The organism is Pseudomonas farris (assembly GCF_019145235.1).
Lineage (GTDB): Bacteria > Pseudomonadota > Gammaproteobacteria > Pseudomonadales > Pseudomonadaceae > Aquipseudomonas > Aquipseudomonas farris.
The window spans coordinates 212,353-234,324 of the sequence record NZ_JAHSTV010000007.1 but is presented as its reverse complement, the minus strand read 5'-3'; the positions used below and the strand labels follow the sequence as shown (position 1 = coordinate 234,324).

Annotated in this window: 21 protein-coding genes; 7 read left to right on the top strand and 14 right to left on the bottom strand. The window is 61.4% G+C overall.

Translation table 11 applies throughout. The features are described from left to right. Nucleotides 1–117: 117 nt before the first annotated feature. Nucleotides 118–1,443 (top strand): MFS transporter, encoded by a 1,326-nt coding sequence (locus KVG95_RS16815; protein WP_123720349.1) that lies wholly within the window; start codon nucleotides 118–120, stop codon nucleotides 1,441–1,443. Nucleotides 1,444–1,454: 11 nt separating this feature from the next. After that, nucleotides 1,455–2,846 (top strand): FAD-dependent oxidoreductase, encoded by a 1,392-nt coding sequence (locus tag KVG95_RS16810; protein WP_217857221.1) that lies wholly within the window; start codon nucleotides 1,455–1,457, stop codon nucleotides 2,844–2,846. Nucleotides 2,847–2,849: 3 nt separating this feature from the next. Here the strand turns inward: KVG95_RS16810 and KVG95_RS16805 are convergent, their stop codons facing one another. Beyond that, on the bottom strand, nucleotides 2,850–4,274 hold the full coding sequence (locus tag KVG95_RS16805) for a type VI secretion system Vgr family protein (RefSeq protein ID WP_217857220.1): 1,425 nt from the start codon (nucleotides 4,272–4,274) through the stop codon (nucleotides 2,850–2,852). 231 nt (nucleotides 4,275–4,505) lie between these two features. Here KVG95_RS16805 and KVG95_RS16800 point away from each other — a divergent pair, with 231 nt between their 5' ends. Continuing rightward, the gene (locus tag KVG95_RS16800; RefSeq protein WP_217857219.1) at nucleotides 4,506–5,210 is read left to right on the top strand and encodes a YebC/PmpR family DNA-binding transcriptional regulator; all 705 of its coding nucleotides are present in this window, start codon (nucleotides 4,506–4,508) and stop codon (nucleotides 5,208–5,210) included. Between the two features lie 129 nt (nucleotides 5,211–5,339). Here the strand turns inward: KVG95_RS16800 and KVG95_RS16795 are convergent, their stop codons facing one another. From KVG95_RS16795 to KVG95_RS16760, 8 genes are all read right to left on the bottom strand, one after another. Next, nucleotides 5,340–6,641 carry a leucine-rich repeat-containing protein kinase family protein gene (locus KVG95_RS16795; RefSeq protein ID WP_217857218.1) on the bottom strand — a complete coding sequence of 434 codons (1,302 nt, stop codon included), beginning with the start codon at nucleotides 6,639–6,641 and terminating at the stop codon, nucleotides 5,340–5,342. A gap of 267 nt (nucleotides 6,642–6,908) precedes the next feature. Continuing rightward, the gene (locus tag KVG95_RS16790; protein ID WP_217857217.1) at nucleotides 6,909–7,955 is read right to left on the bottom strand and encodes an ABC transporter substrate-binding protein; all 1,047 of its coding nucleotides are present in this window, start codon (nucleotides 7,953–7,955) and stop codon (nucleotides 6,909–6,911) included. A 17-nt stretch (nucleotides 7,956–7,972) separates the two neighbouring features. Continuing rightward, on the bottom strand, nucleotides 7,973–9,088 hold the full coding sequence (locus KVG95_RS16785) for an NAD(P)/FAD-dependent oxidoreductase (RefSeq protein WP_217857216.1): 1,116 nt from the start codon (nucleotides 9,086–9,088) through the stop codon (nucleotides 7,973–7,975). Continuing rightward, nucleotides 9,085–10,440: an FAD/NAD(P)-dependent oxidoreductase gene (locus KVG95_RS16780; protein WP_217857215.1), complete on the bottom strand. Its 1,356-nt coding sequence runs from the start codon at nucleotides 10,438–10,440 to the stop codon at nucleotides 9,085–9,087. Before KVG95_RS16780 ends, KVG95_RS16785 begins: the two co-directional genes overlap by 4 nt. A gap of 307 nt (nucleotides 10,441–10,747) precedes the next feature. Next, entirely contained in the window at nucleotides 10,748–11,038 is a 291-nt protein-coding gene (locus tag KVG95_RS16775; protein WP_217857214.1) for a (2Fe-2S)-binding protein, read from the bottom strand. 7 nt (nucleotides 11,039–11,045) lie between these two features. Then, nucleotides 11,046–11,840, bottom strand: a complete 795-nt coding sequence (locus KVG95_RS16770; RefSeq protein ID WP_007896923.1) for an ABC transporter permease — start codon at nucleotides 11,838–11,840, stop codon at nucleotides 11,046–11,048. 6 nt (nucleotides 11,841–11,846) lie between these two features. After that, nucleotides 11,847–12,716 carry an ABC transporter permease gene (locus KVG95_RS16765; protein WP_217857213.1) on the bottom strand — a complete coding sequence of 290 codons (870 nt, stop codon included), beginning with the start codon at nucleotides 12,714–12,716 and terminating at the stop codon, nucleotides 11,847–11,849. Further along, nucleotides 12,713–13,738, bottom strand: coding sequence for an ABC transporter ATP-binding protein (locus KVG95_RS16760; protein ID WP_217857212.1), 1,026 nt, complete (start codon nucleotides 13,736–13,738; stop codon nucleotides 12,713–12,715). Before KVG95_RS16760 ends, KVG95_RS16765 begins: the two co-directional genes overlap by 4 nt. 244 nt (nucleotides 13,739–13,982) lie before the next feature. On the opposite strand from KVG95_RS16760, the gene KVG95_RS16755 reads away from it, so the two are divergent. After that, complete coding sequence (locus KVG95_RS16755) at nucleotides 13,983–14,819, top strand: IclR family transcriptional regulator (protein WP_217857211.1); 837 nt, start codon at nucleotides 13,983–13,985, stop codon at nucleotides 14,817–14,819. A gap of 148 nt (nucleotides 14,820–14,967) precedes the next feature. Here KVG95_RS16755 and KVG95_RS16750 read toward each other — a convergent pair whose 3' ends face one another. Together KVG95_RS16750 and KVG95_RS16745 are read right to left on the bottom strand one after the other, a co-directional pair. Then, entirely contained in the window at nucleotides 14,968–15,720 is a 753-nt protein-coding gene (locus tag KVG95_RS16750) for an anti-sigma factor family protein (protein WP_217857210.1), read from the bottom strand. Beyond that, a complete protein-coding gene (locus KVG95_RS16745; RefSeq protein ID WP_217857209.1) occupies nucleotides 15,717–16,223 on the bottom strand; it encodes an RNA polymerase sigma factor in 507 nt (168 codons plus the stop codon). Before KVG95_RS16745 ends, KVG95_RS16750 begins: the two co-directional genes overlap by 4 nt. Before the next feature lie 158 nt (nucleotides 16,224–16,381). On the opposite strand from KVG95_RS16745, the gene KVG95_RS16740 reads away from it, so the two are divergent. Further along, on the top strand, nucleotides 16,382–17,476 hold the full coding sequence (locus tag KVG95_RS16740; RefSeq protein WP_217857208.1) for a catalase family peroxidase: 1,095 nt from the start codon (nucleotides 16,382–16,384) through the stop codon (nucleotides 17,474–17,476). Continuing rightward, nucleotides 17,473–18,018, top strand: coding sequence for a cytochrome b (locus KVG95_RS16735; RefSeq protein ID WP_217857207.1), 546 nt, complete (start codon nucleotides 17,473–17,475; stop codon nucleotides 18,016–18,018). Before KVG95_RS16740 ends, KVG95_RS16735 begins: the two co-directional genes overlap by 4 nt. A 96-nt stretch (nucleotides 18,019–18,114) precedes the next feature. Here KVG95_RS16735 and KVG95_RS16730 read toward each other — a convergent pair whose 3' ends face one another. Beyond that, nucleotides 18,115–19,356, bottom strand: coding sequence for an MFS transporter (locus KVG95_RS16730; RefSeq protein WP_217857206.1), 1,242 nt, complete (start codon nucleotides 19,354–19,356; stop codon nucleotides 18,115–18,117). Between the two features lie 96 nt (nucleotides 19,357–19,452). Between KVG95_RS16730 and KVG95_RS16725 the strand changes: the two genes are divergently transcribed. Then, nucleotides 19,453–19,899 (top strand): winged helix-turn-helix transcriptional regulator, encoded by a 447-nt coding sequence (locus KVG95_RS16725; RefSeq protein ID WP_052967753.1) that lies wholly within the window; start codon nucleotides 19,453–19,455, stop codon nucleotides 19,897–19,899. Between the two features lie 58 nt (nucleotides 19,900–19,957). Here KVG95_RS16725 and KVG95_RS16720 read toward each other — a convergent pair whose 3' ends face one another. Both KVG95_RS16720 and KVG95_RS16715 read right to left on the bottom strand, forming a co-directional pair. Further along, nucleotides 19,958–21,109 (bottom strand): M14 family metallopeptidase, encoded by a 1,152-nt coding sequence (locus KVG95_RS16720; RefSeq protein ID WP_217857205.1) that lies wholly within the window; start codon nucleotides 21,107–21,109, stop codon nucleotides 19,958–19,960. Between the two features lie 485 nt (nucleotides 21,110–21,594). After that, entirely contained in the window at nucleotides 21,595–21,936 is a 342-nt protein-coding gene (locus KVG95_RS16715) for a DUF6124 family protein (protein WP_217857204.1), read from the bottom strand. Between the last annotated feature and the right edge of the window lie 36 nt (nucleotides 21,937–21,972).

Below are 21,972 nucleotides of genomic sequence, written 5' to 3'. Positions count from 1 at the left end.
ACTCATCTGACCGGTATCGCCTCAGGGAACAGGCGATACCGCAGTGCTCAACAATAAAAACACAGGCGTTTTCTTCCAATTCTGCCGGCACACTCACACCCTGAGGTCAGAACCACAATGAACAGTCCCATCGGTACCATCAAGCGTTGGCGCGTGCAGATTTTTGCCATCACCTGGCTCGCGTATGCCGCGTTCTACTTCACCCGCAAAGCCTTTTCCGTGGCTAAACTGGGGATCGCCGAAGACCCCACCTTCACCCTCGACAAAATGGCCATGGCCAACCTCGACGCCATCTACCTGGCGGCTTACGCCATCGGGCAATTCACCTGGGGCATCCTGGCCGACCGCTTCGGGCCCCGGGTCGTGGTGCTCGGCGGATTGCTGATTTCCGCGGTGGCCGCGTTGGTGATGGGCAGCTTTGCCACGTTGCCGATTTTCGCCACTTGCATGCTGATTCAAGGGCTGGCGCAGTCCACCGGATGGTCGGGGTTGTGCAAGAACATTGGCAGTTTCTTTCCCGCTGAGCAGCGTGGGCGGGTGTTGGGTTTATGGAGCTCCTGCTACGCCTTTGGCGGGCTGGTGGCCTCGCCGTTTGCGGGTTGGTGGGCGTATACGCTGATCGGCACCTGGCATGCGGCGTTCATTTCCAGTGCGGCGGTGGTTGGGCTGGTCGCCGTGCTGTTTTTTATTTTTCAACGTAACAAACCCGAAGACGTTGGCTTGCCAGCGGTGGAGCCGGAACCTGCGTTAACCGCCGAAGAGGCGCACGCTCAAAGCAAGATCAGCGTTCTGGAGCCGCTGCGGGAAATTCTGCGCAACCGCACGGTGTTGGTGCTGGGGCTGGCGTACTTTCTGTTGAAACCGGCGCGCTACGCGATTCTGCTGTGGGGGCCGGTGATCGTCTTCGAGCAAATGCCCACGGTGGGCAAGGTCGGCGCGGCGATCATTCCCACCGCGTTCGAACTGGCCGGGTTGCTCGGGCCGATCCTGCTGGGGCTGGCCTCGGACAAACTGTTCGGCGCCCGACGCATGCCGGCCTGTGTGCTGAGCTTGTTGGCGCTCACCGTTTCCCTGGCGCTGTTCATGGGCGCCCTGCATACCGGCAGCGTGTTGTTGGTGGTGGCTCTTCTGTTCGTCATGGGCCTGACCCTGTACGGACCGGACTCGATGATCAGCGGCGCGGCGGCGATCGATTTCGGTACCGCCAAGGCCGGCGCCACGGCGGCGGGCTTCGTCAATGGTTGCGGTTCGGTCGGAGCGATTCTTGGCGGGCTGCTGCCGGGTTACTTCGACTCGGTCACGGTATTCATCGTCTTTGCCGGCTGCGCGTTGTTCTCGTCGCTGGTGCTGATTCCCCACTGGAACAGTCGCCCGGCGGGTCTGCGTCCCGAAAGAGCATTTGTGCCTAACCAACCGATGACCGTAAAACCCCTGCGTACATAAGGATTACCCCCATGAGACCTTACTGGCTGGAACAGGCGCTGGCGGCCGAGTCCTGCGCGTCGTGCGAACCTTTATCCGGTGATACCCGCGCCGACGTATGCATTGTCGGTGGCGGCTACACCGGGTTGTGGACCGCAATCATGCTCAAGCAGCAGAACCCCGAACTGGACGTACTGCTGATTGAAGCGGATATCTGCGGTGCCGGTGCCAGTGGGCGCAACGGTGGTTGTGCGCTGTCGTGGTCGGCCAAGTATTTCACCCTGGAACGGTTGTTCGGCGTCGAAGAAGCCGTGCGCTTGGTCAAGGAGTCCGAGCGCAGCATCCACGCCATCGGCGCCTTTTGCGAACAGTACGCGGTGGACGCCGATTACCGCCTCGACGGCACGCTCTACACCGCCACCAATCGCGCCCAATGTGGCTCGACCGACGCGGTGATTGCGGCGCTGGAGCGCAACGGCATCAACTCGTTTACCCAGCGGCCACTGGCGGATGTACAGCGCATGGCCGGTTCCAGCAAACACCTGGAGGGCTGGTTTTCCCCGGCTGCTGCGAGTGTTCAGCCGGGCAAACTGGTGCGCGGCCTGCGCCGGGTGGCCTTGCAGCTGGGGGTGAGGATTCATGAAAACACCGCGATGACCGGCCTGGTGGAAGGCAAGCCTGCGGGAGTTAAAACCCCCAACGGCACGGTCCGCGCCGATGGGGTGGTGCTGGCGATGAACGCCTGGATGGCCCGGGCGTTCCCGCAGTTCGAACGCAGTGTGGCGATTGTTTCCAGCGACATGCTGATCACCGAACCGCGGCCGGATCTGCTCAGCGAGATCGGTTTGACCAGCGGCGTGACAGTGCTCGATTCGCGGATTTTCGTGCACTACTACCACAACACCCCGGACGGTCGAATCATGCTCGGCAAGGGCGGCAATACCTTCGCCTACGGTGGGCGAATGCTGCCGGTATTCGACCAGCCGTCGCCCTATGCCGGCCTGTTGCAGCACAGCCTGAGCGAGTTCTTCCCGGCGTTCGCCAAGGTCAAGGTCGAGGCCACCTGGAACGGGCCTTCGGATCGCTCGGTGACGGGGCTGCCGTTCTTCGGCCAGATGAGCACCAGCGGCAATGTGTTCTACGGTTTCGGTTACTCCGGCAGCGGTGTCGGGCCTTGCCATATGGGCGGGCAGATTCTCGCCTCGATGGTGCTGGGGCTGGACAATGCCTGGACCCGCTCGCCGTTGGTGAATGGCCCGTTGGGCTTTTTTCCGCCGGAGCCGATCCGTTACCTCGGCTCATTGATGGTGCGCAACGCCATCCGCCGCAAAGAGCGCGCCGAGGATCACGGGCATCGGCCACGGCACCTCGACGTGCGGCTAGCGAAGTTTGCCGCGGCGGCGGGCAAGGCCGACAAGGGATGAAACTCAAGGTGCGAGATCCGAGCGATTGATCAGCCAATCGAGCAGTAGACGACCATCGCGACGTGGCTCCGGAGCGGGGCGGGAAGGCTGGGGATGGCCCATGCCTGCACACAAAACCGGTCGGTCCGGGTCGCTGTCGAGGAAACTGACCAGCACGTCGGTGCCGGCCATGGGCAATCTGGACGGATCGATCCGACCGTCCGGCGTTGCGAGGGCGACCGGTAGCCAGAGACCGTCGGATTCATCCGCCTCGAACGCCGGCGTCGGCCATAACCTGACCTGTATCCGGCCCTGGTCATCGAGCGCCGCCGGTTGCCCGACGGAGCCCAGCACTTGGGCGGTCTGATAGCCCGGGATGCTCGGCCTGGCGTGTTTGAGCGCCGGTCTGAACACCGTTGACCAGGGAATGGCCGTGAACTGATTGCTGTAGCGCCGGGCACTGCCGGGCTGGCCCTCGGCGAGAATCGACGGCTGCTGTCCTTGGTGCCGGATATCGGTGAGCAGCCACTGATCGTTGAAACTCGAGAGTGGGTGCTGCGCCACTTGCAGGATCTGTCCGCTGCACAGTTCGCTCTGGTTGCTTTGGCCGTGGATCTGCCGTTGCTGGCAACGCAGGCGTTCCAGCCGTCGGCGGCTGAGCTGGTCGTGATGAAGCTGTTCGGGCGCGGGGCGTGCCGTCATCGGGCCCGTTCTGGTGAGCGGGTGATTGGCCGCTCCATCGCCGATCACCTGCGCGCCGCGGTTTCTGGCCTCCCATCGTGTCGGGGCGAGGTCCGGGTCATGGCGCTGGAACAGTTCGCTGATCACCGGCAAGGCGAAGTCGTTGAATGCGTCGTCCTGGAACGGCATCAGCAGCGGCTCCTGAGGGAAACTCAGGCTGTCATCGGCCAGCACCAGCACGTGCCCGTCGTGCTGATGTTCGAAGTGATAGTGGATGCCTTCTTCCTCACACAGCCGCTGCATGAAGGCCAGATCGCTCTCATCGTACTGAATGCAAAAAGGTCGGGGCGGGTAACACCCGTTTGCCAGTTCGAAGCGGTAGCTGTGTTCGGGTAACTGATGTTCCTCCAGCAACTGGCGCACGATCGCGGGCACGCTGAGACGATGAAACACCCGACGCGAGCTGTGCAGGTGAAGTTGTTGAAGATGGGGTGCCAACACCAGGGAGTAGCCGATCCGGTGCTTGCCGCGATGTTCGCGACTGACGCTGTGGATCACGCCGTGAATGCCCTGGTCCCCCGCTAGCCGCAAAAACGCCGGTTGTTGCAGCCATTGGTCGAGGCGCATCGCCGGGGCGAGGCCGATCACGTCGATGTCGAATCGATAGGGCTGGTTGAGACCTTCACGGCCACTGAACTGCAACACCTGCAGACTCAAACCGCCGTCCAGGAGTGTCAGGGTAAAGGGGCTTTCCTTGTCGTTGTGCATCGAGCGCGCTTCTGCCAGGGAGGATGGGCGCAGAGGGTACGAAACCACAGCCCTGAAGCGTCACCGCAAATCGACTTTTCAGAATCGCCCTACAAACACTGGTGAAGATGTCGATTCGTCACGGGGTGAAGATCTTGGAATTTTTGGTCGATTGGCATCTTTAGGCCGTATAAACTTGCGCAATGCGTCGGCCAATAGATGTCTCGGCGCCACAGATCAAGAGAGTGAGTAATGGGCGCACAGTGGAAGGTTAAACACAAAGAAGCGGCATCCAACGCCAAGGGCAAGATCTTCGGCAAACTGGTGAAAGAAATCACCATCGCTGCCCGCAACGGTGCCGATACCGCCACCAACGCACACCTGCGTCTGGTGGTCGAGCAGGCCAAGAAAGCCTCGATGCCCAAGGAAACCCTGGATCGCGCGATCAAGAAAGGCGCGGGCCTGTTGGGCGAAACCGTGCAATACCATCGCGTGACGTATGAAGGGTTCGCACCGCATCAGGTGCCGCTGATCGTTGAATGCGTGACTGACAACATCAACCGCACCGTCGCTGAAATCCGCGTCGCGTTCCGTAAGGGCCAGTTGGGCGCTTCCGGTTCGGTGGCCTGGGACTTCAACCACGTCGGCATGATCGAGGCGTCCCCGGACAGCCCTGACGCCGATCCGGAAATGGCTGCGATCGAAGCCGGTGCCCAGGATTTCGAACCGGGTGAAGACGGCGCGACGCTGTTCCTGACCGAACCTGTGGACCTGGATGCGGTACAGAAAGCGCTGCCGGAGCAGGGTTTCACCGTGTTGTCGGCCAAGTTGGGCTATCAGCCGAAGAACCCGGTCAGTGGTTTGAGCGACGAGCAGATGGCAGAAGTCGAAGCGTTCCTCGAAGGCCTCGATAATCACGATGACGTGCAGGACATGTTTGTCGGGTTGGCGGGTTAAGTCTGTGTGTCATTGACGGCTTGTTGCCTGGCAGGCCGTCTTCGCGAGCAAGCCCGCTCCCACATTCGATCTGTGGCGTTCACAAATCCTATGTGGGAGCGGGCTTGCTCGCGAATGACCGCGCAGCGGTCACCGTCCCTTCAACTCCCGCACAACCTCGCTGAACCCTGGCCGCGCCAGCACATCCGGCTGACAGCAGCGCTGCTGCAACGCCTCTAACGCCTCACGCCCTTCATCGCTCAGCCCCGAGTCGATCCGCGCCAGCAATTCCCCCAGCAGCACTCCGAACGCCCGCACCTCGATCCGTTGCAACGCGCGGCTTTCAAGGCTGTCCGAAGTGGCATGGAAAGACGCCGCGCCAAAATCGCCCAACAGGCAATCACCGTGCTCGTTCCACATGATGTTGTGACCATAGAGGTCACCGTGGGTGATGCCTTGGCGGTGCAAATGTTCAGCCACTGAAGCAATGCCACTGGCGATGCGCAGCGCCACGTCAGCGTTGAATCGGGTGTCGTCGGCATAGACGTCGCGGGTGCAGGACGCCAGGCTCGGCAGCCCGGCCAGGTTGCGGTAACTCGGATCGATCAGTTGCATCACCAACCCGGCCTGCGCCTGCGGATGGCCGACAATCCGCCCTTCGACCCGGATCAGGTTGGGGTGGATGCCCGCGGTGATGCAGGCGTTCATTTCGTGCAGCGGCGAGCCATCGCTGGTCATTTCGCCTTTATAGAGTTTTACCGCGACCTGTTTCGTCTGCTCCCACAACGCCTGATGAATGACCCCCGACGCGCCTTCGCCGAGTTTTTTCGCCAGGCTCAGCTGGGACCAGGGAATGCTCGCCGTGGCTTCGAGGGCGGCGGCATCGGCTTCGGTTTCCAGTGGGTTACCGGCGTACGCCAGCCAGGTCAGGCTCGGCAGGGTCAGCAGCCACTCGGGAAGCTCGGTGAGCTGATTGGCGGCGATGCGGATCAGTTCGAGTCGATGGCAATGGCTCAGGCTTTCGGGGAGACGCTGTAACTGGTTGCCGGCGAGCATGAGCTTTTGCAGATGCGGGCGTTCACCCAGTTCGGTCGGCAGATCCGTGAGGCGGTTGTCGGTCAGGATCAGCCAGCGCAACAGCGTCGGCAGGGCGGCGCCCGGCACGTTTTCGATGGCGTTGGCCTTGAAGCCGATCATCGTCAGCGCGGTGCATTGGCCGAGGCAAGCGGGCAGTTCAGTGAACTGGTTGTCCGAGCAGAACAGCACGCGCAAACGGGTCAGGCGGTGCAGGTCGTCCGGCAGGCTGCGCAAGGCGTTGCCGCTGAGGTTGAGCACTTCGAGCGAGTCCGCCAGGTCGAAGATTTCCCGGGGGAACTCGGTCAGGCCGCAGGACAAGTCCAGACGGGTGATGCCCGACAGTTGGCCGGCGCGCAGTTGTGCGAGGGTATCCATGGGCAGGTTCGCTATTGATCAGGAGGAGGGCGTGGGGGCCTGGAAATGGGCGACATGATAGCGGGAAAGTCGGGGTGCTTGTCAGGCCGCCATCGCGAGCAGGCTCGCTCCCACAAGGATCTCCATTGTTCGCGGATTTTGTAGCCACTGGAAATCCAATGTGGGAGCGAGCCTGCTCGCGATGAGGCCGGTGCTGCACCATCAATCCCTGCGGTCAAGCCGGATCCCTGACCTCCACCAACTGCCCCAACCGACTGCGCGATCGAATTAGCGCTCGATACTGCGATTCCACCGGGCATTCCACGCCGGGCGCTGTTCGTTGACCTGATCCCAGTCGATGGCGATCGCGGTGGTCAGATACTGTTTCATCGCCTCGACCTGACCGCGGGTCTTGTCGGTGGTTGGCGTATTCGGGTTGGATGGAATCTGATCGCCATCTTCAAGCGCAGCGGCTTGCGCTTCGGGCGTCAGCAGGAAGGCGGCGAGTTTTTGCGCCAGTTCCGGTTGGGTGTTGTTGGCGATGGCGCATTCGGCGACGTTGAGCACCACGGAGCCTTCTTTCGGCTGTGCATATTCCACCGGCATGCCCTTGAGCTTCAGCGCGGTGACCTGGGTCGGCGTCAGTGGGAACAGCGCCGCTTCGTCGGTCTGGAGCATTTCGGAAATTTTCGCGGAACTCGGAATGTACTCCAGCACGTTGCGCCCGACAGTGTTCGGCCAAGCCTTGAACCCCGGTTCGACGTCGGTTTCGCTGCCACCCTGAATCCGGTTGAACATCAGGAAACCGTGCAGGCCGAAGGTCGAAGACGCCATCGACTGGAACACCAGTTTGTCCTTGAAGCGCGGGTCGGCCATGTCCATCCAGGAGGTCGGTGCGTTCCAGCCTTTTTCCTTGAACAGCCGCGTGTTGTACGCCAGCCCCGTGACCCCAAGGCTGACCGCCACGGCTTGATCCTTGATGCGGCCCTTGGCCGGAATCTGTGCCAGGGGCGGACTGTCTTCGAGTTTGTCGCACAAACCCATGGCGATGGCGCGGTACATGATGCCGTCGTCGAGGAACATCACGTGCATCTGCGGGTTGCCTTTGCTGGCCTGGACCTTGGCCAGAATATCGGCGGAGGTTCCCGGCACGATCACCACTTTGACGTTATTGGCTTTCTCGAAGGCCGGCAGCACCTTGTCGGCGTAGAGCCGCTCCATGGTTCCGCCGTTCATGCCCAGGTAAAGCGTCGGTTCTGCCTGGGCCTGGCTGACCGTGAGCAGGGCGCCCACGCAAGAAAAACCGAGCAGTGCACTGCGTTTGAAATGATTCATGGCGCGACCTTCCTCTATCAAGCAACGGAGATGGAGTGAAACCGGGTGATGGAAAACGCATCCAGCGGCGTCTTTGACGCGCCGCTACAGATGATCTCGGTGAGCGCCTGGCCCACCGCAGGCCCGATCTGAAAGCCCGCACCGGCAAAGCCGAACGCGTGCAACAGACCGGGTTGGGTGCTGCTGTGACCGATCACCGGTTGGCGATCGGGCAGATAACCTTCGGTGCCGCTCCAGGTGCGAATCGCCTGGGCACCTTCAAGAAACGGGTAGAGTTCGACGGCCTGGCGCAGGATCTCGATGACGGCGTTCTGACCAGGCCGGGCGCGGGCGTTATCGAGGGCAAAGCCCTGGCCGCCGCCCAACACACAATTGCCGCGAGCGACCTGACGGGCATAGATGCCGCCGCCCTCGACGCCGGTGCTGGCGTTCATCACCAGCGGCAACGGTTCGGTGACCAGCATTGCCGGGTGCCCGGCGTGCATTGGCACCGCTTCGCCGAATTGCGCAGCGAGCTTTCCGGCCCAGGCGCCGGCGCAATTCAGCAGCCAGGGGGCGTGCAGCTCGAGGCCGGTTTGAGTGCTGACGCGAAAGCGCTGACCGTCATGCTCCACTGCGGTCACTGCGCATTGTTCATGGATCTGCGCGCCGTGCCGACGCGCGGCCTGCGCGAAGGCCGGAGACACCAGTCGCGGGTTGGCGTGGCCGTCGTCCGGGCACAACGAGGCACCAACCGCGACCTCTCCGACCCACGGAAAACGTGCGCGCAACTCATGGCGATCGAGTACCTGCAAATCGAGGCCGAACCCCTGGCTGCTGGCGGCGTAATCCTGCAAGGCGTGCAGGTCGTTGAGGCTGCGGGCGAGTTTCAGGTGGCCGCTGCGCTGGTACTCGCCGTTGATGCCGATCAGCTGAGGCAGTTGCCCCCAGATCTCGTGAGCCCGTTGCGACAGCGGCAATTGCGACAGCGGCCGGCCCTGACGACGCACGCCGCCGTAGTTCACACCGCTGGAGTGCGAACCGCAAAAGTCCCGCTCCAGCAACGCAACGCGACGACCGGCCTTGCTCAGAAACAGGGCCGCGGAGGCCCCGACAATGCCGCCGCCAATAATGATTGCATCGACCTCGATCATGGCTCGACCTCCAGACCGAACGGCAGGGGTTTAATCGGCGCCTGTGCCCGTAACCGGCCGATGTCGGACAGGTTGCGCTGGCTTGTGCAGGCGATGATTTCCGCTGCGGCGGCGCCGCACATCCGCCCTTGGCAGCGACCCATGCCGACCCGGCAATGGGCCTTGACCCGGTTGATCTCCCAATGGCCTTCGCGCACTACTTGGCGGATGTCGCCGGCGCGCACTTCTTCGCAGCGGCAGATCATCAGGTCATCCGCGGCGTCGGAGGCCCAGCTTTCGGGAAAGATAAAGGCGCGCTCAAGGCCTTGGCGGAATCTGCCGATAGTGTTCAGCGACTGTTCCAATTGGGTGGCACGCTGTGGCGGGATCAGGTAACCGATATCTTCAAGCAGCGCCAGGGCTGCCCGTTCACCGGCCATTTCCGCCGCGTCGGCACCCATGATGCCGGCGCCGTCACCAGCCAGGTACACCTCGGCGATGCTGCTGCGACCGGCGCTGTCGCGCTGCGGCAGCCAGGCGCGGTTGAGCGGGTTCCAGGTGAATTCACAGCCCAGCAGATCGGCGAGTTGGGTTTCACTGCGCAGGCCGTGGGCGAAGGCTACGGCGTCGCATTCGATTCGATGTTCGCTTGCTGCGTTATGCCAGTTCAGCGATTGCACGCGGTGTTCGCCATCGATGCGTTTCAAGGTGGCGCCCTGGTGTACCGGGATGCCGTGTGCGGTCAGCCAGGCACGGTAATAAATGCCTTTGGCCAGCGTGGAGGGTTGCGACAGCAGGCTGGGCAGGGCGCGGGCCTGAGCGCTGAAGGGCGAGCTGTCGAGTACGGCGATCACGTTGGCACCGGCCTTGGCGTATTGGTACGCCACCAGATACAGCAACGGCCCGCTGCCAGCGAACACCACGCGTTCACCTATGGCACAGCCTTGAAACTTCAAGGCGATCTGCGCCGCACCGAGGCTGTAGACTCCCGGCAGCGTCCAGCCTGGCACCGGCAGAATCCGGTCGGTGGCGCCCGTAGCGACGATCACCCGGGAGAACTCCAGCCGTGCGGCGCGGCCCTCATGCAAGGTGTCGAGCGCCCCAGATTCGGCGTTCCATACCAGGGTGTCGGGGCGGTAATCGAGTTGCTCGCGCAGTTCGTCGATTGTCTGATGCAGTGCCTTGGCCTTGCGTGCTTCGAAGCCATACAGCTTGACCGGCGAACGCTTGAAATTCGCCGGCTGACGCCGATAAATCTGCCCGCCACCGCGCGCGGCTTCATCCAGCAGAATGGGGCGCACGCCATGGGCAACGAGGGTTTGCGCCGCCCGGATTCCGGCGGGGCCTGCGCCGATGATGACCACAGACTTCATACCCACCCCGTCAGCGTTGCCCACATTATTTTTGACCGCCACTGAACCCCTGTGGGAGCGAGCTTGCTCGCGAAGGGGGCGGAACATTCAGCAGATATGCCGGCAGACAGTCCGCTTTCGCGAGCAAGCCCGCTCCCACATTTGATTGGTGTTGCCCACCTGTTTTGTGATCGGCGCGGCCCCCCTGTGGGAGCGAGCCTGCCCGCGATGACGGCGGCACATCCAACATTGATGCTGGCTGACAGATAGCTTTCGCGAGCAGGCTCGCTCCCACAGGGAGATGGGTTTGTGCTGGGAAAGTGGGTGTTCATACCAATCGCCCCGGTTCGCGGTTGATGTGTTGTCCGGCTTCAAGCAGCGTTGAGCAGGCGCGCACCCGGCGGCCATCGCCCAGGCGTACCCAGCAGTCCTGGCAGGCGCCCATCAGGCAGAAACCGGCGCGGGGCTCGGCGCTGAAGTCACTGCCGCGCAGGTGTTCGCTGCAAGTCAGCACGGCGGTCAGCAAGGTGTCGCCGAGCAGGCCACTGGCAGGCTTGCCGTCGAGGGTAAAGTCCAGGGCCGGGCGGTCGCCTTCGGCCAGTCGTTTCAGCAGAGCCATGGCGCCCTCATTGTTTACCCACCAGAACCCGATCCAGGCCGTAGACCCGATCAAGCAGAATCATCGTCAGCGCGGTCAGCGCGATCACCAAGGCCGACACCGCCGCCATCATTGGATCGATGGATTCGGTGGCGTACACGTACATGCGCACCGGCAGCGTTTGCGTGGCGGGCGAGGTGACGAAGATCGACAATGTGACCTCATCGAAACTGTTGATGAACGCCAGCAGCCAGCCACCGGCGACGCCCGGCAAAATCATCGGCAAGGTGATTTGCCGGAACAGCGTAAAGCGTCCAGCGCCCAGGGATTGCGCGGCGTGTTCGGCGCTGCGGTCCAGACCGATGGCCGAGGCCAACACCAGGCGCAGCACATACGGCGTGATCACCAGCACATGGGCGAAGATCAGCCAGGCGAAGCTGCCGTTGACGCCCATCAGCGCAAACAACCGCAGCAACGCGACGCCCAGCACCAGGTGCGGAATGATGATCGGCGACAGGAACAGACCGTTGAAAAAGTCCCGGCCGGGGAACTCGAATCGAGTGATTGCCAGGGCTGCCGGCACCGCGATCAGCGTCGCCAGCGTGGCGGCACAGAACGCCAGGATCAGACTGTTGTAAAACGCATCGACAAAGTCCGCGCGCTCGAACACTGCGCGGAACCAGCGCAGGGAAAACTCCGTGGTCGGCAGGCTCAGGGTGTTTTCCGGGGTGAAGGCGACGAGGCACACCACCACCAGCGGCGCGAGCATGAACAGCACCACCAGGGTATGGAACAGCAGGGCGAAAGGACCGTTTCTGGACATGACGAATTATCCCAATGACTTCTTGTAGCGGCCTTCGATCATCCGGTTCCACGACAGCATGATCAGCAGGTTGAGCAACAGCAGCGCGACGGCAATCGCAGCGCCCATCGGCCAGTTGAGCTCCGACAGGTACTGGTCGTAGATCAGCGTGGCGACCATCTTTATCCGGCGTCCGCCGAGCAGTCCGGGGATGGCAAATGAACTGGCCGCGAGGCCGAACACGATCAAGGTGCCGGAGAGCACGCCGGGCATGATTTGCGGCAGCACCACTTTGCGCATCACCGTGAGGTGGCTGGCGCCCAGTGACAGCGCGGCGTGTTCGGCGGCCGGGTCGAGTTTTTGCAGCGAGGTCCAGACCGGAATGATCATGAACGGCAGCATCACGTGAACCAGCGCGATCACCACCGCGAATGGCGTGTAGAGCAGCTTCATCGGCGAGCCACCGAAGGCTTGCAGGGTCTGGTTGACCAGGCCGTCGGCGCCGAGCAACAGGCTCCAGCCGAAGGCGCGCACCACCACCGAAATCAGCAACGGCGTGAGGATCAGAATCAGGAAGATCGAGCGCCACGGCGCGCCCATGCGGCTGAGGATGTAGGCCTCGGGCACGCCGATCACCACGCAGAGCAGGGTGGTCAGGGCGCTGATCCAGAACGTGCGCAGAAAGATCTCGTAGAAGTACGGATCGCCCAGCAAACTGCTGTAGTGATCGAGGGTGTAGGCGTCACTGTTGATACCCGAGCTGTAGTCGAAGACGTTGAACGACAGCACCAGCGTCAGCAGCAACGGGATCACCAGCAGACCGAAGTACAACGCCAGGGCCGGTGCGGATAACCAATAGCCCTGACGTCTCTGGCGGATGACGGCAAGCGTACTCATGCCGACACCTCGTCGACACTCAGCACCCGCAGCAATGTTGCATCCCAATCGAGCCCGACCGCCGTGCCTTCAATCAAGGGGGCGGAACCGTCGTTGCGACGTACCACGCTGAGTTCGCCCAACGATGTCGATACGCCGTACAGCCATTGGCTGCCCAGGAAAAAGCGGCTGACGATCTTGCCTGGCAGACGGCCCTGACCTTTATCCAGCAAGTCGATTTTTTCCGGGCGCAGGCTCAGGGTCAGTTCGCCGTTGCCACGACCGCAGACCTGCACAACGCCAGCGTTGTCCCGTTCGCCGGGCAGCAGATTGGCCTTGCCGACGAAGCCGGAAATGAACTCGGTGCGCGGGTGTTCGTAGAGGGTGTAGGGCGCGTCGATCTGAGTGATGCGCCCGGCTTGCATCACCACCACCCGGTCGCTGATCGACAGCGCTTCGGACTGGTCGTGGGTGACCATCAGTGTAGTGATGCCGACTTCGCGCTGGATGCGGCGGATTTCGAACTGCATCTCTTCGCGCAAATTGGCGTCGAGATTGGACAGCGGCTCGTCGAGCAGCAACACCGGCGGTTCGATCACCAACGCCCGAGCCAGCGCGACACGTTGGCGCTGACCGCCGGAAAGCTCCCGTGGGTAGCGCTCGGCGTGTTGGTTCAGACGTACCAGTTTCAGCACCTGATCCACCCGTTGCTGCAACTCGCCGTTGGGCACTTTGCGCATGCGCAGGCCGAAGGCGACGTTGTCTTGCACGGTCATGTGCGGGAACAGCGCGTAACTCTGGAACACCACGCCCAGACCGCGACTGGCGGGTTTGGCGTGGGTGATGTCGCGACCGTCCAGGACAATGCGCCCGCTGCTGACTTCGACGAAGCCGGCGATCATTTGCAGGGTGGTGGTTTTGCCGCAGCCGGAGGGGCCGAGCAAGGAAACGAACTCGCCTTTCTCCACTGACAGATTGGTGGCGACGACCGCGTCGATCTCACCATAACGTTTGCCGAGGTTTTCAAGTTGCACGAAGGCCATGACTGCGCTCCACCTGAGATTGTTATGCGTCGCCAAAGGCGCGCTTTTTTGTATGGGCAGATACGAAAAGGATGTTGCCGGGGTGCGTTGGCGCTCGACTTCTGTCGGCTGCCGCTGTTGTTCGAATCGCCCCTGATGGACGCAGAGTAGGACGAAGAATAGGATGGGCTCAATGGCCTATTTCACTGAAGCGATGATTATTTTCAGTTTCATTCAGTGAGTAAATTTATTGTCGAGAAATCACATGCCTGATTCCATTGAGCGGAATGAAAACAAAAATGAAGTCGGCGTGGGTGCCGTCTCAAGACTATTTGCGGTGCTGCGCAGTCTGGGTGATACCGTCGAAGGTGGAGAACGCGTGACGCAACTGGCGCAGCGCATTGGTTTGTCGCAACCAACCACCCACCGCTTGCTGCGCAGCCTGATGGACGAGGGCATGGTCGAGCAGGACGCGCGCAGCAAACGCTATCGCCTGAGCCTGGAGTTTTTTGCCTTGGCGGCCCGCGCCGGCAACACCGGCAACTTGCGCGAACTGGCGCGGCCGGCGTTGCTGCGGCTGTCGGCTTCGTTGGGGGATTCGTTGTTTTTACTGGCACGCAGCGGCTTCGATGCGATCTGCCTGGACCGCAGTGAAGGGCCGTTTCCGATCCGCACGTTTACCGGTGATATTGGCGGGCGGGTGGCGCTGGGTGTGGGGCAGGGCAGCTTGGCGATTCTGGCGTTTCTGCCGGAAGAGGAACGCGACACGGTGATTCATTACAACCTGCCGCGGCTCAAGGATTTTCATCTGTACGACGAAGTGTTCCTGCGTTCGGAAGTCGAGAATGTGCGCACCCTCGGTTACGCAGGGCGCAACACTGGCGTATTGCAGGGCATGGCCGGGGTGGCCGTGCCGATCCTCGACCGCGAAGGCCGGGCGGTGGCGGCGCTGAGTGTGGCCACGGTCAGCGATCGCCTGGGGCCGGATCGCTTGCCGACGGTGGTGGAGATGCTCAAGCGTGAAGCCGCGCTGATCGGGCCGCGGATCAATCCGTTCGATCCGCTGTTGCGAAGGCCTTCGCAAGTGTTTGGGCCGGGTTGACCACAATCTCAGGCCTCCACAAATCCCCTGTGGGAGCGGGCTTGCTCGCGAAAGCGGTGTGTCAGTCGACATAAACGTTGAATGTTAAACGGTCTTCGCGAGCAAGCCCGCTCCCACATTCGATTGGTGTTGTCTCCGCTTCCGGAGATCAGAACTTCAAAGTCTGTTTGAGCATCTGCGCCGCCGGCGTATCACTCGGGCTGACCATCGCATAGTTGTACCCGGCCCCCGACCAGTACTCCGCCTGCAGTTCACCATCACTGCGACTACCGCGAGGCAGCAGAGTATTTTTCGGCCCGGGTGGCCGGACATAAAAGCTGACTTTATGGCCGCTCTGATCCTCGTATACCACCATCGCCGCCGGCCCTTGTTCGGTGCTGAGCAGCCGCCCGCTGATGGGTGTGTATCCGGAAGCGGTCAGGTTCGGCAGGCGTTGGGCCTGGTTGAAATACCGATCGAGCCAGCCCTGCATGTCGCCGTCATCGCTGACGGTGTAATCCGCCGGCAGGATGCCTTGCTGGGCAATCAGCCGGTAGGCCTGCATCGCATCGGTCATCGGCAGCGGGGCGCTGACCAGGGTCATTTGCCGCGCCTGCCAACCGCTCAATCCGCCGATGCTGACTGCGATCAGCAACACCGCCGCGCTGGCCAGATGGCGGCGCGACTGGCGTTTGACTCGCTGGCGAATCATTGCCGGGTCGAGTTCCGGGTTGTCCGGTTGCTGCAAGGCGCCGCTCAGGGCCGCGCGCAATTGTTGGGCATCGTGTTGCCAGGCGCGTACTTGCGCGGCCACTTCGGTGTTGTTGGCCAGATAAATCTCCACCCGATGCTGATCGGCATCGCTGAGTTGGTGATCGACGTAGGCGTGCAGGTCACGCTCGCTGGGAGGCATGCTGATCATTTGAGTCTCCGCAGAGAAGGGTGGGTGATTTCGCCGTCGCTGAGCTGGCGCAAGACTTGGCGTGCGCGGGACAGGCGCGACATCACGGTGCCGATGGGGACGTCGAGAATCTCGGCGACCTCCTTATAACTCAAGCCTTCCACCGACACCCAGAGCAGCAGCGCGCGCTGTTCGGTGCTGAGCTGATCGAAGGCTTGCAGGGTCGATTGGGCGATCACCGTGCGTTCTGCCGAAGGCTGCGCATCATCACGGCCGGTAAAAAATTCGAGCATTCGCGCATAACGGCGGGAGCGGCGATGGGCGTCGAGAAACTGCCGATAAAGGATCGAAAACAGCCAGGCACGCAAGTCGCCCTCGGGACGTTTGTCGCCCCAACTCGACAGCGCCCGCTCAAGACTGGCCTGCACCAGATCGTCGGCGCTGCTGGAGTTGCGCGTGAGCGATACGGCGAAACGCCGCAGCCTGGGAATGACTTCCCTGAGTTGTTCGTCGATATCGTTCATGAAGTTCTGACTAGTCACTACGCTGTGGACTAGGAAGACGCCCGGCATTCGAGGTTATTCCACGCTTGGAAAAATAAACACCGGGCGATGGAATAAACCCTGGTGGGGTTCGTCTGCCTGATTCTTCTCACTTGTGGCCGATGGCCCTGGAGTCATTCATGGTAGATCGCTCATCACCACCAACGGGGCCTGGCCGGCCACCGCTGAGTGCCGCGAGCCTGACGTTGCGCCTGACCGGCATTGCTGTGGTCGTCGCCACATTGGCCGGGGCTTTTGCCTACGTCAACGGCACACTCGACCCACAGCGCCTGACGCCGAAAGACTTGGTCAATGTACTGGAGAAAAACAACGGTGTGCACCCGGGATTCCGTCGTAATCACGCCAAAGGCGTGTGCGTGATCGGGCATTTCGAGAGCAGCAGCCAGGCGCGCGAGTATTCCAGTGCCCAAGTGTTCAGCGAAGCGCGGACCCCGGTGGTCGGGCGTTTCGCGCTGCCTGCCGGCAATCCTTACGCGCCGGACAACAGCGTGCCGATCCGCAGCCTGGCGTTGCGTTTCACCCAGGCCAACGGTCAGCAATGGCGCACCGGAATGAACAGCATGCCGGTGTTCCCGGTGGGCACGCCCGAGGCGTTCTATCAGTTGCAACAAGCACAGTCACCGGATCCGGCTACCGGCAAACCGAACCCGGCGGCTGTGCCAGCGTTCTTTGCGGCGCACCCCGAAGCCGTGCCGTTTCTGACTTGGGTCAAGACCGCCAAACCGTCGGCCAGTTACGCAACGGAAACCTATAACAGCGTCAACGCGTTTTACCTGGTGAACGCGGCCGGGCAACGGCAGGCGGTGCGTTGGAGCATGACGCCAGTGGCTCAGGACGCGGCAGGTGCAACGGCCCCCGAGGGCGGTGGTTTCCTTGAGAAAGATCTGGTGCAGCGCTTGTCCGCGGGCCCGCTGCGTTGGCAGCTGAACGTCACCCTGGCGAACCCCGGGGACCCGGTCAACGACGCGAGCAAGGCCTGGCCCGAGGGCCGAAAGGTGCTGAACGCCGGCACGCTGGTGCTCGAAAGTACCCAGCCGCAACTCAATGGCGAGTGCCGTGACATCAACTACGACCCACTGGTATTGCCCAGCGGTATCGAAGGCTCCGACGACCCGTTGCTCGCCGCTCGCTCAGCGGGTTACGCCCGTTCCTACCTGCGCCGCACCAGCGAAGTGAAGCAGTTGCCCAACGCCAAACAGGAGTCTCAACAATGAGTGCTCAACCGAACCATTTCGCGCCGTTGGCGCGGCTGCTGCACTGGCTGATGGCGCTGATGATCATCTCGATGCTGTTTATCGGCGCGGGTATGGCGGCCTCGGTGTCCGAGCGCCATCAGTGGCTGATCCATCTGCACAAACCTTTGGGCGTTGCGATTCTGTTGCTGGTGATCGTGCGTCTGGCCGTGCGTTTTTCGACCCGGCAACCACCGCTGCCGGCGGACCTGCCGGGTTGGCAAGCATTCGCGGCCAAGGCTTCGCATTTTTTGCTGTACGCCTTGATGCTGATTTTGCCGCTGCTGGGCTGGGCGATGATTTCCGCGGCTGGCGACCCGGTGATGCTCAGTAGTTCGTTGCAGTTGCCGTCGATCCTGCCGGCGAATGCGCAGGTGTTTGCGTTCCTGCGAAAGGCGCATGGGTATCTGGCGTATCTGCTGTTCCTGACCGTGCTGCTGCATTTGGCCGCGGCGTTGTTTCACGGGTGGGTGCGCCGGGATGATGTGCTGAACAGCATGCTGCGGGGTAAGGATCGCGGCTGATCAGGGTTGCTGAAAAATGTGGCGAGGGGGCTTGCCCCCGTCGGGCTGCGAAGCAGCCCTAAATGCGATAGGTCAGGCATACCGCGTTTAATCGGTTTACGACTGCTGCGCAGCCGAACGGGGCGGTGCGGCGTTCCGACAAGCCCCCTCGCCACAGGATTTGCTCGGGGCTGGGGCCAACGTCATCCACCAATAAATCAACGCCACGGCATTGATCCCCGCACCCAGCCAGCACACCCCAATCCATCCCGCCCAAGCGTACATCGCCGTCGAACCGATAGAACCCAAGGCGCTGCCGATCGAATAGAACAGCATGTAGCCGGCGGTGAGTCGGCTTTGCGCTTCGGGGCGCACGCTGTAGATCATGCTCTGGCTGGTAACGTGAACGGCTTGCAAACCCAGATCCAGCGTAATCACCCCGAGCAGCAGCGCCCATAAAGAGGATTGGGTGAATCCGATGGGCAGCCATGAGGCGAGCATCAGCAGCAACGACAGCCCACTGGTCCATTGACCCAGACCGCGATCGGCCAAATGCCCGGCGCGAGCGGCGGCCAGTGCACCGGCGGCTCCGGCCAAGCCGAACAGGCCGATTTCGGTGTGGGAAAGTGAGAGCGGCGGGGCACTCAGCGGCAGCACCAAGGGTGTCCATAGCACCATGGCGCTGGCGAAGGTCAGCAGGGCGAGCATGGCCCGTTGACGCAATACCGGTTCTTCCTTGAACAGCGTGAAGACCGAGGCGATCAACGCAGCGTAAGCGCTATCCGGACGCGCCTCTTCGTGCTTGGGCAGCACACGAAACAACAGCAGCGCCATCAGCAGGGTCAACCCGGCGGACAACAGATAAATCGAACGCCAACCGGCCAGATCGGCCATGCCACCCGCCACCGTTCGTGCCAACAGAATGCCGACGACTATGCCGCTGGTGATCACGCCCACCACACGTCCACGTTGCGCCGGGATGGCCAGGGTCGCGGCGTAGGCCACCAGGACTTGCGTCACGACCGCCAGTAATCCGGTCAGCGCCATGCCGAGCAACAGCCAGATGCTGTTCGAGGCAAACGTGATCATCAACAAAGCCAGGGCCGACAGCAGGGTTTGCACGACGATCAGCCGTCGACGGTTGAGCAGATCCCCTAGCGGAACCAGCAACAACAGACCCACGCCATAACCGATCTGGGTAAGGGTGACAACGATACCGATGGTTGCCGGATCCATGGCGAAGGCCTCGGCCATGGCATCGAGCAGCGGTTGTGCGTAATACACATTGCCGACGGCCAGGCCGCAGGCGACGGCAAACAGCAGCACCACGGCGCCGCTTAACGGGTGGTCAGGTTTCATCACGGGCTTCCTTTTGTGGTTTCAAAATAAAACCAGTTGTACGGTAGGGAGTCTGGTTTTATATTGCAACCACATTTGTTGCCGGTTGACGCGGTCATGGTTAAACGTACAAGCATGGAAGGCGCCGAGTGCCCGGTCGCCCGTTCACTGGACGCGATTGGTGATTGGTGGTCGTTATTGATCGTGCGCGATGCGTTCGATGGCCTGCGGCGATTCGGTGAGTTCCAGCGCAATCTGGGCATGGCCAAAAACATTCTCTCGGCCCGCCTGCGCACATTGGTGGCTCATGGGATTTTCGATCTGGTGCCTGCGTCGGACGGCAGCGCGTATCAGGAATACGTGCTGACGGAGAAGGGCAAGGGCCTGTTCCCGTTGATCATCGGGTTACGGCAGTGGGGCGAGGCGTTTTTCTTTGAGGCGGGGGAGGCACATTCGCGGGTTGTCGATCGTGAGAACGGTCGACCGGTGCGGCCGCTGGAGCTGCGTGCCGAAGATGGGCGCTTGCTGGGGCCGGAGGATTGTGTGCGGATTGCTGCCGAGTGAAACATCAAAAGATCGCAGCCTTCGGCAGAAGCCTGCGATCTGTTGATTTTAAGGGCGATCAGCGCAAGGTATCGACCATGTCGGCGATGGTCGTCAGCACATCCTTGCCCAACTGCTTCGAGCGTTTGCCGGACCAGCCGGTCAGCGGGTTCGGTGCGTCGTTGTGGTCTTTGAAGGGCATTTCCAGGGTCAGCGACAGGCAGTCGAACTTCTGACCGACGCTGTTGCAGGCCAAGGTCATGTTGGCTTTGCCAGGCTCGTCGCGGGTATAGCCGTGTTTGGTCTGGAAGTCTTTGGTCTGGTGTTTCAGATGATCGCGAAAATGTGCTTCGAGTTTCTCGATACGTGGCGTATAGCCCGGGTTGCCTTCGCAACCGGCGGTGAACACGTGGGGGATTTCTTCATCGCCATGGATGTCGAGGAACAGGTCGACGCCATACTTTTCCATCTGCTGCTGAACGAACAACACTTCCGGGCTGATTTCCTGGCTGGCGTTCTGCCAGGCGCGGTTCAGGTCCTGGCCCATGGCGTTGGTGCGCAAATGACCGTGGAAGGCGCCGTCCGGGTTCATGTTCGGCACCAGGTACAGGTCGGCGCTGGCCAGGAGTTTTTTCAGCACCGGGTCGTCGTGTTTTTCGAGGCGCTCGATCACGCCTTCCATGAACCATTCGGCCATGTGTTCACCGGGGTGTTGCTGGGCGATGATCCAGACCTTGCGCTGACCTTCGGCACCCGTACCCTTGCGCAACAACTGGATGTCGCGACCTTCAACGCTCTTGCCGGTGGCCAGCAGTTCGGTGCCGGCCTTGGTCAGGGCCTGTTCGATCAGCCAGTCATGGCGGCCACGGCTGTAGGGCTCGAAGTAGGCGAACCAGGCATGAGTGGCAGTGGCTTCGAGGCTGAAACGCAGGCAGTCGCCTTCGAAAATGGTCGGCACCCGGAACCAGTTGACGTGGTCATAGGACGCCACCGCCTGATAGCCATCCCAGGCCTTGTTGTACGAGGATTTACTGGCGTTGTTCAGACGAAACCAATGATCTTGACCGACGTGCAGACCGCTGGCCTTGAAGTGGAACCACTGGAAGTGCTGGCTGCGGGTGTCTGGCTTGATCGCCAGCAACGCTTGCAAAGGATTGCTGATGTCCAGCACTTCGATGTTGCCGCTGTCGAAGTTTGCGCTGATGTCGAAAGAAGATTTACCCACGGCCATAATCGGTTCCTGAATATGATTTTTATGGCTGCTACTTTACACGCAAGGGAGGGATAAACCGGGGGGGAATTGCGGGGTTGAAAAGGGGGGGCGTCCTCCTTGACGCCGATGCAGCTTAGAGACTGTGAAAGTGATTCTCAAGTGCTATTTTGCGTTAGTTTGGCCCAATGCTACCGGGCCTCTCTTGCCAACAGATATTCATTTGATATCATCCGCGCCAATCGAATTTGCAGCACCCACAGACTTCATTAGCCTGAAGCCAAAGCCAGAATAACTGGCAAAAAAAAGACCCGGCAAAAAGCCGGGTCAAAAACCGTGATTAGCCTGATGAGGAGATAGTCCAAGAGACCGACCTAAGGTCCCTTGGGCCATCGACTGATCTCGCGACCAGTTGATGCAATAATAATCATTATCATTTGCAAGTCAAATGTTTTTATCTGCACGATTGGAAAATTTTTCCTGTCTTTCTCCAAAGCGCTTCCTAGTCAATCGTTCTGATTGCCCTCCAGGGACCGGTCGACCATCGCCTTGGCCATGTCGATCATGTGCACCGTCGAAAACGCCAGATCCCGGCTTGCGCCCTGCAGCTGATTGGCTGATTCATGCGCGGTGGCGGCGGCACAGCGCAACAGATCCGAAGCATGGACCAATGCCTCTTCGCTGCTGATGTTACGGTTCACATCGAAGAAACGTTCTTCGCCGGCCTCTTCTGACACAGCTGGTTTCAAGTAATAGTCCAGCGCCCGCTGCGCGGCAGCAGAGCCTTTTGGCGAGTTGAGTGTGGTGTCGAATTGGGTGTCGGGCAGGGTAATGCTGGGGATGGTCATGACGATGGCAAGCTCCGTGAATAGATTCAAATCCGT

What these genes read in the sequence shown, in the direction of transcription:
- KVG95_RS16815 (WP_123720349.1), top strand. Translation starts at nt 118, where the DNA reads ATGAACAGTCCCATCGGTACCATCAAGCGTTGGCGCGTGCAGATTTTT.
- KVG95_RS16810 (WP_217857221.1), top strand. Translation starts at nt 1,455, where the DNA reads ATGAGACCTTACTGGCTGGAACAGGCGCTGGCGGCCGAGTCCTGCGCG.
- KVG95_RS16805 (WP_217857220.1), bottom strand. Translation starts at nt 4,274, where the DNA reads ATGCACAACGACAAGGAAAGCCCCTTTACCCTGACACTCCTGGACGGC.
- KVG95_RS16800 (WP_217857219.1), top strand. Translation starts at nt 4,506, where the DNA reads ATGGGCGCACAGTGGAAGGTTAAACACAAAGAAGCGGCATCCAACGCC.
- KVG95_RS16795 (WP_217857218.1), bottom strand. Translation starts at nt 6,641, where the DNA reads ATGGATACCCTCGCACAACTGCGCGCCGGCCAACTGTCGGGCATCACC.
- KVG95_RS16790 (WP_217857217.1), bottom strand. Translation starts at nt 7,955, where the DNA reads ATGAATCATTTCAAACGCAGTGCACTGCTCGGTTTTTCTTGCGTGGGC.
- KVG95_RS16785 (WP_217857216.1), bottom strand. Translation starts at nt 9,088, where the DNA reads ATGATCGAGGTCGATGCAATCATTATTGGCGGCGGCATTGTCGGGGCC.
- KVG95_RS16780 (WP_217857215.1), bottom strand. Translation starts at nt 10,440, where the DNA reads ATGAAGTCTGTGGTCATCATCGGCGCAGGCCCCGCCGGAATCCGGGCG.
- KVG95_RS16775 (WP_217857214.1), bottom strand. Translation starts at nt 11,038, where the DNA reads ATGGCTCTGCTGAAACGACTGGCCGAAGGCGACCGCCCGGCCCTGGAC.
- KVG95_RS16770 (WP_007896923.1), bottom strand. Translation starts at nt 11,840, where the DNA reads ATGTCCAGAAACGGTCCTTTCGCCCTGCTGTTCCATACCCTGGTGGTG.
- KVG95_RS16765 (WP_217857213.1), bottom strand. Translation starts at nt 12,716, where the DNA reads ATGAGTACGCTTGCCGTCATCCGCCAGAGACGTCAGGGCTATTGGTTA.
- KVG95_RS16760 (WP_217857212.1), bottom strand. Translation starts at nt 13,738, where the DNA reads ATGGCCTTCGTGCAACTTGAAAACCTCGGCAAACGTTATGGTGAGATC.
- KVG95_RS16755 (WP_217857211.1), top strand. Translation starts at nt 13,983, where the DNA reads ATGCCTGATTCCATTGAGCGGAATGAAAACAAAAATGAAGTCGGCGTG.
- KVG95_RS16750 (WP_217857210.1), bottom strand. Translation starts at nt 15,720, where the DNA reads ATGATCAGCATGCCTCCCAGCGAGCGTGACCTGCACGCCTACGTCGAT.
- KVG95_RS16745 (WP_217857209.1), bottom strand. Translation starts at nt 16,223, where the DNA reads ATGAACGATATCGACGAACAACTCAGGGAAGTCATTCCCAGGCTGCGG.
- KVG95_RS16740 (WP_217857208.1), top strand. Translation starts at nt 16,382, where the DNA reads ATGGTAGATCGCTCATCACCACCAACGGGGCCTGGCCGGCCACCGCTG.
- KVG95_RS16735 (WP_217857207.1), top strand. Translation starts at nt 17,473, where the DNA reads ATGAGTGCTCAACCGAACCATTTCGCGCCGTTGGCGCGGCTGCTGCAC.
- KVG95_RS16730 (WP_217857206.1), bottom strand. Translation starts at nt 19,356, where the DNA reads ATGAAACCTGACCACCCGTTAAGCGGCGCCGTGGTGCTGCTGTTTGCC.
- KVG95_RS16725 (WP_052967753.1), top strand. Translation starts at nt 19,453, where the DNA reads ATGGTTAAACGTACAAGCATGGAAGGCGCCGAGTGCCCGGTCGCCCGT.
- KVG95_RS16720 (WP_217857205.1), bottom strand. Translation starts at nt 21,109, where the DNA reads ATGGCCGTGGGTAAATCTTCTTTCGACATCAGCGCAAACTTCGACAGC.
- KVG95_RS16715 (WP_217857204.1), bottom strand. Translation starts at nt 21,936, where the DNA reads ATGACCATCCCCAGCATTACCCTGCCCGACACCCAATTCGACACCACA.